The organism is Capnocytophaga canis (genome assembly GCF_000827555.1).
GTDB classification, from domain to species: Bacteria; Bacteroidota; Bacteroidia; order Flavobacteriales; family Flavobacteriaceae; genus Capnocytophaga; species Capnocytophaga canis.
Window position 1 is genome coordinate 19,894 of the sequence record NZ_CDOI01000113.1, and the last position, 15,341, is coordinate 35,234.

11 protein-coding genes and 1 pseudogene are annotated in these 15,341 nt (G+C 33.8%); 7 read left to right on the forward strand and 5 right to left on the reverse strand.

Features of this window, described 5'->3' with window-relative positions; all coding sequences use genetic code 11:
- Positions 1–112: 112 nt before the first annotated feature.
- The 4 genes from CCAND38_RS03330 (at position 113) to CCAND38_RS03345 (ending at position 6,713) form a co-directional block, all read left to right on the forward strand.
- Complete coding sequence (locus CCAND38_RS03330) at positions 113–2,041, forward strand: LTA synthase family protein (protein ID WP_042343879.1); 1,929 nt, start codon at positions 113–115, stop codon at positions 2,039–2,041.
- Between the two features lie 154 nt (positions 2,042–2,195).
- On the forward strand, positions 2,196–3,440 hold the full coding sequence (locus CCAND38_RS03335) for an MFS transporter (protein WP_197063219.1): 1,245 nt from the start codon (positions 2,196–2,198) through the stop codon (positions 3,438–3,440).
- Positions 3,441–3,570: 130 nt separating this feature from the next.
- Entirely contained in the window at positions 3,571–6,291 is a 2,721-nt protein-coding gene (locus CCAND38_RS03340; protein ID WP_042343880.1) for a calcium-translocating P-type ATPase, PMCA-type, read from the forward strand.
- Between the two features lie 122 nt (positions 6,292–6,413).
- The gene (locus CCAND38_RS03345; protein ID WP_042008555.1) at positions 6,414–6,713 is read left to right on the forward strand and encodes a hypothetical protein; all 300 of its coding nucleotides are present in this window, start codon (positions 6,414–6,416) and stop codon (positions 6,711–6,713) included.
- Between the two features lie 334 nt (positions 6,714–7,047).
- Here CCAND38_RS03345 and CCAND38_RS03350 read toward each other — a convergent pair whose 3' ends face one another.
- Complete coding sequence (locus CCAND38_RS03350; RefSeq protein ID WP_042343881.1) at positions 7,048–9,297, reverse strand: GH92 family glycosyl hydrolase; 2,250 nt, start codon at positions 9,295–9,297, stop codon at positions 7,048–7,050.
- 163 nt (positions 9,298–9,460) lie between these two features.
- On the opposite strand from CCAND38_RS03350, the gene CCAND38_RS03355 reads away from it, so the two are divergent.
- The 3 genes from CCAND38_RS03355 (at position 9,461) to CCAND38_RS03365 (ending at position 12,222) form a co-directional block, all read left to right on the forward strand.
- The gene (locus tag CCAND38_RS03355) at positions 9,461–10,099 is read left to right on the forward strand and encodes an endonuclease III domain-containing protein (protein WP_042343882.1); all 639 of its coding nucleotides are present in this window, start codon (positions 9,461–9,463) and stop codon (positions 10,097–10,099) included.
- Between the two features lie 468 nt (positions 10,100–10,567).
- Positions 10,568–11,653: a DUF2817 domain-containing protein gene (locus tag CCAND38_RS03360; protein WP_042343884.1), complete on the forward strand. Its 1,086-nt coding sequence runs from the start codon at positions 10,568–10,570 to the stop codon at positions 11,651–11,653.
- A gap of 89 nt (positions 11,654–11,742) precedes the next feature.
- Positions 11,743–12,222, forward strand: coding sequence for an Lrp/AsnC family transcriptional regulator (locus tag CCAND38_RS03365; RefSeq protein ID WP_042008552.1), 480 nt, complete (start codon positions 11,743–11,745; stop codon positions 12,220–12,222).
- A gap of 128 nt (positions 12,223–12,350) precedes the next feature.
- Here CCAND38_RS03365 and ilvA read toward each other — a convergent pair whose 3' ends face one another.
- From ilvA to CCAND38_RS03385, 4 genes and pseudogenes are all read right to left on the reverse strand, one after another.
- Complete coding sequence (gene ilvA, locus CCAND38_RS03370; RefSeq protein ID WP_013996708.1) at positions 12,351–13,610, reverse strand: threonine ammonia-lyase IlvA; 1,260 nt, start codon at positions 13,608–13,610, stop codon at positions 12,351–12,353.
- Between the two features lie 345 nt (positions 13,611–13,955).
- The gene (locus CCAND38_RS03375; protein ID WP_013996710.1) at positions 13,956–14,303 is read right to left on the reverse strand and encodes a hypothetical protein; all 348 of its coding nucleotides are present in this window, start codon (positions 14,301–14,303) and stop codon (positions 13,956–13,958) included.
- Positions 14,300–14,536, reverse strand: coding sequence for a hypothetical protein (locus tag CCAND38_RS03380; RefSeq protein ID WP_013996711.1), 237 nt, complete (start codon positions 14,534–14,536; stop codon positions 14,300–14,302). Before CCAND38_RS03380 ends, CCAND38_RS03375 begins: the two co-directional genes overlap by 4 nt.
- 353 nt (positions 14,537–14,889) lie before the next feature.
- Positions 14,890–15,341 (reverse strand): annotated as a pseudogene (locus CCAND38_RS03385) (ketol-acid reductoisomerase); the annotation flags it as partial.

The window sequence follows — 15,341 nt, forward strand, 5'->3', positions numbered from 1 at the left end:
ATATGGCAGCCCTACTCTGTGAATTTTCTTCTTAAAATAGGTAATTTAAAACATAAATCGCTTGAGAGCTAACTGTTTTCAGTGATATTGACACCCATAAAGAGATATTGTCATGAAAAACATCCGTTTAAGAGAATATAAAATCTTGTTTTATCGCCTTTTTTTGGTGTATTTATTTTATTTTATTGCTCGAGTGTGCTTTTATTTATTCAATAAAGACCTCATTTCTGTTGATAATGTTTCAGAATTTTTTCGATTAGCATTCTATGGGCTACTATTCGATTCTGCTGCCATTATTTATATAAACTTACTCTTTTTAGTATTGAGTTTGTTTCCTTTATGGGTCAATACTTCAAAAAAATATCAGAAAATTGTTTTTTGGGTCTATTTTTTGACAAATATCCCTCCTTTCTTATTAAATTTCATAGATATTGTATTTTTCGAATATAATCGCTCACGACTTACGCTCAGTGCATGGTCGTTGGCGGCTAGCGAAGATAATAAATGGTCTCTTCTGTTTGGATTCTTGGTAAGGCATTGGTCAGTTTTTGTTATTTTTTTAGTTTGCGTATTCACTTGGATATATCTTTACAAAAAAAATAAAATAAATCCTCAAACTTACTCAAACAAATGGAGCTATTTTATTGGTTCTACAGTTTTTATGTTTGCTATCACTCCCTTGTTTTTGTTAGGAATACGAGGGATGCCTTTCAAAAAAGGTACTATTCCGCTTACCATTACCGATGCTAATAAATTTGCCAACGACCTCTCACAAGTCAATCTGATTCTCAACACTCCTTTTGGTATTATCCGAACCTTAGGAAAAAGTGATAGCTTTCGAACTTATAATTTTGCTACGGAGGATTATATTGCTAAAAATATTCGTCCTATAAAAAAATATAATCGAAAAGTAACTAAAAAGCCGAATATCGTCCTGTTCATTTTAGAAGGAATGGGAAATGAATATTTTGAAATATTCAATAAAGATAAAGCAATTCCTGAGTTTAAATCCTATACACCTTTCTTGGACTCGTTAGCTCAAAACGGACTTTATTTTACTAATGTATATGCAAACGCCAGTCGCTCTATGGAAGGAATTTCGGCAATTACAGCAGGAATCCCAACATTTGAGACACCACTTGCGTATTCACCACATTCCCAACAAGAAATAGCCTCCATTGCAAATATCTACAGGGAAATGAGCTATAAAACGGCTTTCTTTCACGGAGCTACCAACGGCTCTATGGGATTTAGCGGATTTACGAAACAAATAGGATTTGAGCATTATTTTGGAAAGACTGAATTTAACGATGAAAGTCAGCACAATGGTAGTTGGGGGATACACGATGAGCCTTTTTTACAATATACTAAAAAAGAAATTGATAAAATGAAAACTCCTTTTTTGGCAACAGTATTTACGCTCTCATCACACGAACCTTATACAATTCCAGAAAAATACAAAGGTGTTTTCAACAAAGGAGATGTGCCGATGCAAAATGCAGTGGCTTATTCCGATTATTCCATACGGAAATTTTTCGAATCGGCACAAAAATCAGATTGGTTTGAAAATACAATATTTGTATTTGTTGCAGATCACCCTTCTACAGCTTATTATGATTATTACAAACAAAAAATTTCGTATTTCAATATACCAATAATTTTTTATAGTCCCAGTAAGGAATTAATACAAACGGGAACTTCGGACGAATTAGCTCAGCAAATTGATATATTTCCTACCCTTGTAGATTTGGCCGGTTATCAAAAACCTTTCCGCTCTTGGGGTCGTAGTCTATTTGCTAAAGAAGAACCTCACAGAGCCTATGTTACCAATCGAAATTTTTATCAACTAATACAAGGAGATTATATATATGTAGCTGATATAAAAGGTGAAATAGTAGGAATTTACGCAAAAAAAGACCAAAATTTAAAAGAAAATCTAAAAGAAATTCTTCCAGAGGAAACTACTCGCAAAGGTATTACCGATTTAAGAGCTTTTATGCAAGACTTTATGGATAGGATTTTGCATCAGAAATTGAAATAAAAACATTAATTCATTATAAATCAATATATTTAAAATTGCTTTTTATTAGGAGTATATTTTTATCAAGAAATAAGTTTTTGGTTTGTAAGTTTTTTTGTAATTTAGGCGTCTGAATTTATAAAATATCATTTAATATTAACCAATTTAAAATAGTATGCAGACAAACAGTTCTACAAAAAGTTTCTTAGTCCCGTTAGCGTTCATCGGGCTTATGTTTTTCTCCATTGGATTCGCTTTGGGGATTAATGGAATCCTAATTCCTGTTTTGAAAAAAATCACTCCTGAAGGACAGGGATACTTAATTGTTGCGGCTACCTTTATTCCGTTTTTGATTTTTGGGTATCCAGCTTCAATACTGATAAAAAAAATCGGTTATAAAAAAACGATGGCTTTTTCTTTCTTCCTTTTTGCTTTAGCTTTCGTACTTTTTATTCCATCGGCTAAAATTGAAAGTTTTATGCTCTTTTTAATAGCCTCTTTCGTAAGCGGTACAGCAAATGCCTTTTTACAAGCCTCTGTAAATCCATACACTACCATTTTAGGCCCTATTGAAAGTGCAGCAAAACGTATCAGTATAATGGGGATTTGTAATAAATTAGCGTGGCCTATTCCTGCTTTATTCTTAGTTTGGATTATAGGAAAAGAAGTTGATAAAATAGCTATCGCAGACCTGAATACTCCTTTTTATATTTTGATAGCTGTATTTTTATTTTTAGGGATATTAAGTTTCTTTGCTCCTCTTCCTGAAGTAAAAGCACAAGGAGAAGAAGAAACCGTTGATACTACACAAATTCGCGATAACGGTAAAAATTCTGTCTTCGATTTTCCTTACCTATTATTGGGAGTTTTAGCCTTGTTTTTTTATGTAGGAGTTGAAACAGTAGCATTATCTTCCCTGATTGATTTCGCAAAATCATTAAGTATTGAAAATGCTGAGATATATGCATGGATTTCTCCTATAGGAATGGTTATTGGGTACATTTCGGGAGTAATTTTAATTCCTAAATATATTTCACAATCTACGGCTTTAAAAATTTGTTCTTTAATAGCTATCATTGGTTCCATTTTAGTATGTATAACTCCAACTGATATTTTCTTTAGTTTTTTTGGATTACAACTGAACCTTACCGTTTCATTAATTATTTTAATAGCAATTGGATGCTCACTTATGTGGCCTGCTATTTGGCCTTTGGCAATGGATGGATTAGGAAATTTTACCAAAACAGGAGCTTCTCTTTTAACTATGGCAATTGCAGGGGGAGCTGTAATTCCATACGTTTTCGGATGGTTAAAAGATAGCTACGGAATGCAAAATGCTTATTGGATTTGCTTACCTTGTTTCTTGTTCATATTGTATTACGGTATGGCGGGACATAAAATAGGAAAAAATAAATTATAAAAAATTCCATACCTTTTTGCTAAGAGGTTACCCCAAAAAGGGTACCTCTTTTTTATTTCTTAATTTCACCAGACAATTAACTATTTTTTTAACATATAAAATCTATCTTTGCACTCAATTTAATACAGAAATGACACAAAAAAATCACTATCAAGGGCTTTCCGATGCTCAGGTACTTGAGAGTCGTCAGAAATTTGGAAACAACACTCTCACATCAGTAGAAACAGAACCTTTATGGAAACAATTCTTAGAAAAGTTTTCCGACCCAATCATTATGATTTTATTAGTCGCTTTGGTGGCTTCTTTTGGGGTATCTTGTTATGAGTTTATAGCCCATGACAAAGGAGGACACGTTTTTTTAGAACCTATTGGGATACTTTTTGCCGTATTCTTGGCTACAGGTGTAGCTTTCTATTTTGAGGTAAAGGCTAATAGACAATTTAAAATATTAAACCAAGTAAATGATGAGATTTTATACAAAGTTATTCGTAATGAAAAAGTTACGCAAGTGCTGAAGAATGACATCGTTGTTGGAGATATTATCATTTTAGAAACAGGTGAAGAGGTGCCTGCAGATGGCGAACTATTAGAAGCTATTTCATTACAAATCAATGAATCATCATTGACAGGAGAACCGATGGTTTATAAAACAACAAATCCTGAGGAATTTGAGTCGGAGGCTACCTACCCATCTAACTACGTTTGCCGAGGTACATCGGTAGTTGACGGACATGGAATTTTTAAAGTTTCACAAGTAGGAGACCGCACCGAATATGGAAAAGTATTTGAAGGTGTACAAATTGATAACTCAATAAAAACGCCTCTTAATGAACAGCTTAACAAATTAGCAGGGATTATTACTAAATTGAGTTATGGCATTGCTTTACTTGTGATTATTGGCAGATTTGTAGTATTTTTCTCGAATTCTGCTAATTCACAAATCGAATGGATCCATTTCTGGGGATATGCTTTAAATACCCTAATGATTGCTATTACCATCATAGTGGTAGCCGTTCCCGAAGGGCTGCCTATGAGTGTTACCCTTAGTTTGGCATACAGTATGCGTAGTATGATGAAAACCAATAACTTGGTTAGAAAAATGCACGCTTGTGAAACAATGGGAGCAACCACTGTGATTTGTACCGACAAAACGGGAACGCTGACTCAAAATCAGATGAAAATTTACGATATTTTCTTTAATAAATTTTCATCTGAACTAGAAGGAAAGCAACTTATATCCGAGTCAATGGCGGTCAATTCCACAGCTTATTTAGACTTTTCAGACAAGGAAAAACCACAAGTGTTAGGAAATCCAACCGAAGGAGCTTTATTACTATGGTTGGATGGACAAGGTACAAACTACCTTCCCATTCGTGAGAATACTCCGATTGTCAATCAATTGACATTCTCTACGGAAAGGAAATATATGGCAACTTTGGTAAAATCACCAGTTCTAAATAAAATAATTTTGTACGTCAAAGGAGCTCCTGAAATAGTAATGGATTTCTGTTATGACTCTAATAATGAATTCCTTTCAGAGATTCATCGTGCCGATTTTGAGAGCAAATTAGAGCAGTATCAATCACAGGCAATGCGAACAATAGGTTTTGCCTATAAAGTAATTGACAACGAAAATTCAATCATTTCGGAAAACGGAAAATTAACAGTTAAGGGATTGAATTTCATTGGCATAACTGCTATTAGTGATCCTGTTCGTGAAGATGTTCCTGCTGCCATTGAAGAATGTATGGGAGCTGGAATTCAGGTGAAAATCGTTACAGGTGACACACCAGGAACTGCCAAGGAAATTGCTCGTCAAATAGGTTTATGGGACGAAACTTGCAATGAGCAAAACCATATTTCAGGAACTGATTTTGCTACCCTTTCTGACGATGAATTAAGTAAAAAATTACCCCATATACGTGTGATTTCACGAGCCAGACCCCTTGATAAAGCTCGATTGGTAAACCTATTACAACAAAGAAACGAAGTAGTTGCCGTTACTGGAGATGGTACAAACGATGCCCCTGCACTTAAGGCTGCTCAAGTAGGTCTTTCAATGGGTGATGGAACTTCAGTTGCTAAGGAAGCCAGCGATATTACTATTCTAGACAACTCATTTACTAGTATTGGAAAAGCCGTTATGTGGGGACGTTCTCTCTATCTGAATATTCAACGATTTATTCTTTTCCAATTGACAATCAATGTAGTAGCTTGTTTAATTGTATTAATTGGAGCATTTTTAGGAACAGAATCTCCTTTGACAGTGACACAGATGCTTTGGGTTAATTTGATTATGGATACCTTTGCTGCCTTGGCTTTAGCATCTTTACCTCCAAGCAGTAGCGTCATGAAAGAAAAGCCGAGAGAGCGTAAATCAAACATAATCACTCCTGCGATGGCTAAAATCATATTCGGAGTGGGAATTCTGTTTGTTTTATTACTTTTTGGCTTTGTTCAATACTTTAAACATACTGATATTTACACTCTTACGGAATTTTCTGTAAAAGATTACTTTGTAAATTTCTTTAATTTTAACCAAGTGGAAAGTGGACTTTCAGCATATGAATTATCGTTGTTCTTTTCCATCTTTGTGATGTTGCAATTCTGGAACATGTTCAACGCCAAAGCACATCATACAGGTAAAAGCGCGTTTAATAACTTAGCTAATAATAAAGGTTTTTTATTTATTGCTGTAATCATCATTTTGGGACAAGTATTAATAACGACTTTTGGGGGTGTTATGTTTAACGTGACACCTTTAAAATTAGTAGACTGGATAATAATCATACTATCAACAAGTTTGGTACTTTGGATTGGAGAAGTAGTACGATTGTTTTCTAAAAAATAAACAGATTACTACACTTCCAAAATAAGGTTAAAATATTTAAATTGTCAAGAAAAAAAATGATTTTCTGTTTTGTAATTCTAAAATTTAAAGTACATTAGCCCTCGGAAAAGAAAAATATCAATATGAAACGAGTAATAGTTGATTATAAGAAACTTACAAGTGAAATTCTATCAATGTTAGTAGAAAAATATCCTGACGGATATGGGGATGATGATGTGATTCGTTTTAAGAATGCAAAGAACGAAACTGTAGAAGCATTAGAAGTGCGTACTGAAGACACCATCTATTTGGTAAAAGTAAGCACACGTTTAGCTGATTCAATGGAAAACTTTGATGAAGATGATGATTTTGATGCTTCAAGTGATGATGATTTGAACACTGACGGATTGGAAATCCCTGAAGATTCATTGGAAGAAGATTAAATAAAGAACATTTGTAAAATCTTCATTTTTTCTAAAAATTAAATTAAGAACAAAAAAATCCAACAGTTTTATCCAAACTGTTGGATTTTTCTTTTTTGGATATTTTAAGCAGAAAAAAGTAATTTTTGATACAGAGAAAGAAAAAAGATAACATATTCTCTCCTTATTTTTAGGATTTAATTGTGTTATATAAAAAGGATATATTCAAACTTCCTGATGCTGTAAAGTTTATTGCCTCCTTCTTCGTATAACCTAAACATTGTAGAGTATGGACCCAAACAAAATTTACAAAATTTCGTTTTTCTTATCATACGTTTAGGTAACGTTTTGAAAATTAATACACTTTATTAACCTCAGGCAATTCATAACTACCAAGTCCAACATCATTAGGTATATTACTCATGTCAAACATAAGTTCACCACCTGCCATAATATCTTTATGACTGATGTACAGTTTTTTATAAGGTTTTCCATTCAAATAAATGGCTTTGATATATTTATTTTCTTCTGAAAAATTAGTTGCTTTTATCTCAAAATATTTATTTTCAGCTACTTGTATTTTTGATTCTTGAAAATAAGGGGTACCAAAAAGATATACTCCTTGAGCAGGATTCACGGGATAAAACCCTAAGGAACTGAATACAAACCAAGCAGACATCTGTCCACAATCTTCATTACCACAATGCCCCGCAGGTTCGTTTTTGTATTGTGTTTTGAGTATTTGACGGATAATTTCCTGTGTTTTGGATGGTTTTTTAACGTAATTATACAAATACCCTACATGGTGGCTCGGCTCGTTGCCGTGAGCGTATTGTCCTATCATTCCGGTACTAAAAATTGGTAATTTGTCCTCAGGGAGTGGGTAATACGAAAACATCGAATCTAACTTCTGTTCAAAACGCTCTTCGCTACCTACACTTTTGATTAGCTCCGGAATATTTTGAGGCACAAACCAGAAATAATGCCAAGCATTACTTTCACAAAAATATGGTGTGTATTCTTTGGGTATAAAATCGCTTACGAATTTTCCTTTTTGGTCTTTAGGTCGAAGAAAAGTTGATTTTGGATCGTAGTGATTTTTCCAACTTTTTGCTCTTTTAGCAAATAATTCATAATCTTTACCTAAATCTTTTGCCAACATAGCAATACACCAATCATCGTAAGCATACTCCACTGTTTTTGAAACTGACCAATTTTCATGATGACCATCGATAGGAACGTAACCATATTTTTTGTATAAATCAATCTGACGCTCATCAACCATCGCACTTTCATAACAAGCTTTATAAAGCAATTCTTTATCCATTGGAAATCCTTTGAAGTAAGCATCAACGAGCACTGGTACGGCGTGATATCCTATCATCATATTAGTTTCATTTCCTTGCATCGACCATACGGGTAGTCTACCTGTTTCCTGATAATGAGCCAGTAATGATTGTATGAAATCATTCATTCTTTCAGTATGAATCATTGTAAAGAGAGGATGTGTCGCACGAAATGTATCCCAAAGTGAAAAAGTATCGTATCGTTTATAATTATTCGCTTTCTGTACATTACCATCTGCCCCTTTATAGTTTCCGTTGGGGTCACTAATTAGCGTAGGAGCTAGCATGGATTGATACATCATCGTGTAAAAAATTGTTTTCTTATTAATATCATCAGTTTCTATTTGTATTTTTCTCAACTGTTTTTCCCACTTCTGTTGAGCTTCAGAACGGTATTGATCAAAATCGAAATGGAATGCCTCGGCATTCATCGAGGCATAGGCTCCTGTAATATCGGCTGTAGAAAGAGCTGTTTTAATCACAATTTGTTCATCTTTTTCAGTTGAATAATGCAACTCTATACGCGTATTTTTCCCTTTTGTTGGATTTTCAACCTCTTTTTCATCATTAAAAAGGATATACTTTGAAAAAGGCTTAGAAAACTGCATTACGAAATAAATACGTTGGTCTTTTGCCCAACCAGTAGATTTTCTATAACCCTCTATTATTGAATCATTTACTACATTAATATGTGTATCGGTAGGAGCATCCCAATTCATTGCAAAACCTAAATCTATGGTAATTTTAGTATTTTTATCTTTTGGAAAAGTATACCGGTGGATGCCTACTCTTTCTGTAGAAGTAAGTTCTGCTTTGATTCCAAAACTTTGTAAATCAACGGTATAATATCCTGCTGTGGCATATTCCTGTTGATGGCTAAATTTAGAAAAAGGTTTGTAGGAATTTTCAGCAATACGCTCGTCGAAGCGACTATTCGTAGGCATCACTAAGATATCATACAAGTCACCCGCTCCTGTTCCAGAAAGATGCGTATGAGAAAATCCTGTAATAATACTATCTTGATAGAAATACCCTGCAATTCTATCCCAACCTGGAATTCCTATATCGGGACTAAGTTGCACCATTCCAAAAGGTACAGTAGCCCCAGGATAAGTATTTCCTGGGCCATCTGTCCCAATGAATGGATTTACAAAATCAGTAAGATGTTGGTAATTAATATTTTGCTCTTGAGAAATAGGTTTGTTATCACACGAATAAAAGCACAGCAATACCAAAAACAATAAATAGCTATTTTTCATATATTCAAAATCTTGTTTACCGCCAAAGATACAAAATTTATTGAATTTTTGAGTTTAAAAAGTTTAAAATTACCATAAATAGTTCAACAAAGTTGTTATACTTTTCACCCATAAAGCTAAAATTTTCAATTAGTTCTGTATATTTGCAAAAATAATATTCAAAATGAAAAAAACTGAAAAAGTGGCTTTTGTTATCGACACATTGGAGGAAATATATCCGAAGGTTTCGATTCCTCTTGACCATAAAGATCCTTATACGCTACTAATTGCTGTGTTGCTTTCGGCTCAAAGCACAGATGCTCGTGTGAATACAATCACTCCCCTACTCTTCCAAAAAGCTGATAATCCGTATGATATGATAAAACTTTCGGTAGAAGAAATACGTGAAATTATCAAACCTGTGGGATTATCTCCTGCAAAATCAAAAGGAATTTATGAACTTTCACATATTCTGATTGATAAACATAATGGTGAAGTCCCTCAGAATTTTGAAGATCTGGAAGCCTTACCCGCAGTGGGGCATAAAACCGCCAGTGTGGTCATGTCTCAAGCCTTCGGAGTCCCTGCATTCCCTGTGGATACACATATTCATAGACTTATGTATCGATGGGGACTTTCGAACGGAAAAAATGTCACACAGACGGAAAAAGATGCAAAACGCTTATTCCCTGAAGAAAAATGGAATAAATTGCATATACAAATCATTCTATACGGAAGAGAATATAGTCCTGCTCGAGGATGGAATATTGAAAAAGATATTATCACGAAAACTATTGGACGAAAAAGTTTGTTTCCAAAGTAAAAGATTAAACTCATGTCATTAAAACCCGCTACTAAATATATTTTCATAGCCATATTTCTGGAGTTTTATTTCGCTTTTTTGACCTTGTTTGCTTTTGGAATACGATCATTAGACAATCAATTGATCCTTCCTATATTCATAGCGATTGTAACTACGTATTGGGTTGGATATCAATTAGGAGAAAAGTTTCCATGGGAGAGATACGATTCCATACGTATCCTTTTCGGAATCGTTTTTCAGTTTTTGCTATTGCTAACAATGCTACTTGCGGGGTGGTTATGCTTAGTAATAGTCTCAGTTTTCGATAGAACATTGGACACTAACGATGTATTAACTGCTATTTTACTCTTAATAATAGGAACATTCATTTTTGGAGGCATTCAGACATTTGTCATAGGGCTATGGCTTGGTTATAAATTAAATACAATCGAGAAAATAGGAGAATTAACTTTTGTAAACAATCTACAAATGGAATATACAAACTACAAAGAACCGAAACTTTTTGGACGTTACATCACTTCATCAATGATTAAGCCTTTATTAGAAAAACATACCTTTGAAAACAAAATATTGTTAGGAAAATCAGTGCAAGGAAATTCTATTTCATTATATCAAAAAGGAAACGGAAGAACGAAAATTTTGATATGGTCACAAATGCATGGCAATGAATCCACTACGACTAAGGCTTTGTTTGATGTGTTGAACTATATGACACAAAACCCTTCAGAATTGGAAAATATCAGCATGTTTTTTATCCCGATATTAAATCCCGATGGAGCTGAAGTTTACAATCGGATGAATGCCAATGAAATTGATTTGAATCGGGATGCTTACGATTTGTCTCAACCCGAAAGCCAGTGCCTTAGAAAAGCATATAAATTGGTACAGCCCGATTTTTGTTTCAATTTACACGATCAACGTACTATTTTCAGTGCAGGGAAAACTCAAAATCCCGCAACGGTCTCATTCTTAGCACCTTCTTACAACGGAGCTCGTGAAATAAACCATACTCGCAAAAAAGCAATGGAGGTTATCGGAGTAATGAATGCTATGTTACAGACAAAAATTCCAAACCAAGTAGGACGCTTTGACGATAGCTTTAATCTCAATTGCACAGGAGATATGTATACTTCCTTAGGAACCCCTACAATACTCTTTGAATCAGGACATTACCAAAATGATTATGCACGAGAACAAACTCGAAAATACATCTCACTATCCATACTCGAAGCCTTGGCATATATCAACCAAAATGAAGTTACCGGAAAATATTATAAACCATATTTCACAATTCCTGAAAATGATAAACTTTTCTTTGATATTTTAATACGTGATGATTTTTACGGAGATAATAACCATATTGGAATTTTATTTAAGGAAACTCTGAAAAACAACGAAATTCATTTCGAACCTTACATTGCTATGATTGAAGATTTATCAAATCATTACGGACATCAAGAACGAAAATTATCCGATTTCTTCACAAAACCCATTTCTAAAAAAGATATAGAAAAAGAATTGAATTTACGTGATTTTGGTTTTAAAATTGCATAAATAAATTTTATATGAAAAAAAATTGCTATATATTTTGAGAATATGAAAAAAAATATTTATTTTGCGGGTGAAATTAATTTATAATACAAATGGGCAGATTTAAGTTAGATGAAATAGACCACCAAATTTTAGATATGTTAATTGAAAATACGCGAACTCCTTTCACTGATATCGCTAAAAAGTTAGATATCTCCGCAGGAACAGTTCACGTACGTGTACGTAAAATGGAGGAAACAGGACTCATTAAAGGCTCTACTTTAACTGTTGATTATGATAGACTTGGGTATACGTTTGTCTCCTACATCGGTATTTATCTGGAAAAAAATCATCAAACACAATTCGTCTTGGAACGATTGGAAAAAATACCTTATGTAACCGTAGCTCACGTAACCACCGGAAAATACAACCTTTTTTGTAAGATTCGCACCAGAGATCCAAAACACACCAAAGAGGTTATCTATATGATTGATGAAATTGAAGGAGTAGCTCGTACTGAGAGCATGATTTCCTTGGAGGAAGTTATCAACGACAAGAGACGTTTAATGCATGCAGTATTTAAAGAACTATAAAATTTGAAATCAAAAATCCTTTTGTTATTAACTTCAAAAGGTTATTTATAAAATCCCCGAATTTTGCTTCAAAAATCAAAATTCGGGGATTTTAAGTTTAACAACGCTAAATATACGTATTAACTATATCACACTAAAAACTGAAATAAATCGGGTTTGTTGTTTAGGTAATCTCCATAGAAGTTGCGTTGTTTCATCCGGTCGATAAGTGGTTGAAGGTCAGCTTCATTTTTAAGTTCGATGCCTACTACGGCAGGTCCGTTTTCGCGATTGTGCTTTTTGGAGTATTCAAAATAGGTAATATCATCTGTTTTTCCGAGTATTTCAACCACAAATTCTTTCAATGCACCGGCACGTTGCGGAAATCGAACGATGAAATAATGCTTTAAATTGGCATAAAGCAAGGCACGTTCCTTAATTTCTGCCGTTCGGGTGATGTCATTATTGCTTCCGCTGATAACACAAACCACTTTTTTACCCTTAATTTTTTCTTTATAGAAATCCAGAGCGGAAATTGATAACGCCCCTGCAGGTTCCACTACAATAGCATCGCGGTTGTACAGATCCAAGATGGTTTGACATACTTTTCCCTCGGGTACAAGCACAACATCATCTAAAAATCGGTTACAGATTTCAAAATTTAAACTGCCCACTTTCTTTACCGAAGCACCATCTACAAACTTGTCAATTTCAGTGAGTTCCACAGGTTTTCCTGCTTTCAACGCTTCTTTCATTGAGGGGGCACCTAAGGGTTCAACTCCAATGATTTTCGTTTGTGGAGAAAGCGTTTTAAATACGGAAGAAAGCCCTGCTGAAAGTCCGCCACCACCTATGGGAACAAACACATAATCAATCGGTTCGTTAGCTTGGTCGAGAATTTCTAGCCCAATAGTGGCTTGTCCTTCAATGACTTTTTCATCGTCAAAAGGAGGGACGAACGTTTTTGCGTTTTCTGTTGCAAATTTTATTGCGGCATTGTTGGAATCATCAAAAGTATCGCCTTCCAAAACTATGGTAACGTTCTCTCCGCCAAACATTTGTACTTGTTCAATTTTTTGTTGTGGAGTAGTTACAGGCATATAAATATCACCTTTGATATTTAATATTTGGCAAGAAAGTGCCACACCTTGTGCGTGATTTCCGGCACTCGCACAGACGATTCCTTGTTGTTTGTCTTGCTCGGAAAGGGAGCTGATTTTGTTGTACGCTCCTCGTATTTTATAAGAACGTACTTGTTGTAAATCTTCTCTTTTAAAATAAATTTCAGCTCCGAATAAATTGCTTAATCGCACACTTTTTGAAAGCGGTGTGGTATTTATCACAGATTTTATCCGTAGCATTGCTTTTTGTACTTCTTGAACTTGTGGTATGTATGTTGTTACTTCCATATTTTTTTGATAAAATTGATTTTTTTTAATTTATTACTTAGATATATTGTATTTGCGTTAATATTCTGATTTATAGTTATTTTTATAAAGTTCCATTGGTATTAGAGACAAAGCGTAAAAAAGTCAGAATGGAGTGTAGAAAAAATCTATTGTTCGAAGCAACCTTAGGGAGCTAATTTGGAGATTTTTAAAGGAGAGGCTTTTTTATCAAGATTTTTTGGGTTTACTCCAAAAATTCTTGGCTTTGTTTGCCATCAATAGAGGTGGCTACGTGAAATTCATTGGCTTGTATGTCGTTTATGCTTTTGTAAACCAGCTCAAAACCATATTTGTCGATAATGACAACTAAGTTTCAAATTGTTTATGTATATCTTCAATTATACTCCAATCGACATTTTCATATTGTTCTCCTTCTTCTATTAATTTAAATTGTCCCTGTTCAAAGTTTAAATCATCTTTTCCATATTTATTGATATAGTCGAATTTCATTTTTGAATACCAAAAATATTTATTGTAATAAATATTTAAAGTATTTATTTCGTTAAAAAGTTCACTATAATACTTTAACAGAATAAAATTATCTAATGACTTTTTAATCAAATTATCTTTAATTAAATCTTTATTTATAGACCACCTGTCATAATCTATTAGACTATAATATTTTTCAAAAAGATTATCTTCTATTTTTTTCATTCTACTAAATATTTTACTATTATATCTATTTTATTTTCATTAAAAAACCTTTGTAGATGTTCTTTTGCGATTTCATCTGAAACTAACCATTCGACTTTTAAACCATTTTGCTGAGCTGTTGTTAATTGTGTCCTTGCTTCTTTTAAAATATTTTGTCTTAAAAACTCAGGTTTATCATAAATCCTATAAATAGAGTTTTTAGGCACCAATACGCATTTACCATCTTGCAACATATTTTCTGATATATTTTCAAATTGGACAAAACGATTTTCAGTTGAATTCCATAAATAAAAGCTCTCATCATTAGGGTTTATTTTTAATTCATATACCTCTACTCTTGGATTAGACTGCTTTATTCTTTTTCCAAAGTATCCTTTTTCAAAAGGATGAGTATCGATATCTATAGCCTCACCTTATTTTTGTGGTATATTTTTTCGCCTTCACCAACTCGTCCACCTGCTTTTCAATGACATTTTTATCAAGATATTTTTAGGTTTGCTCCAAAAACGCTTGACTTTGTTTGCCATCAATCAAAGTGGTATCTGAAGGAAAAAACAGAATACGAAAATTAAACAAATAACTCCAACTATTTTATTCGCTTCATATCAGTCATATAACCCCTTAAATGTGCTCCAATTACTTCGATGGGGTGTGAGGCTATGGATTTGTTTACCTGAATTAAATCAATATTGTCGATTTGGTTTGAGACAGTGAAATGACGCCCGATTACATTGTTTTCTAATCCGTCGATATAGGTAGCAATGAGCGGTCGGCATTCGTGGTCAAACAGATAGCAGCCGTATTCGGCAGTGTCGGAAATGGTTTTATTCATTTCGTATAATTTTTTACGAGCTATAGTGTTGGCAATCAGAGGCAATTCGTGTAGTGATTCATAATATGCTGATTCGGCTTTTATGCCTGATTCGGTCATTACTTCAAAAGCCAACTCCACCCCCGATTTTACCATCGCTACCAATAATGTTCCGTAGTCAAAATAGGTTTGCTCTTCAATAGCTTCGGTAGTGGTAGGGGGTTTCT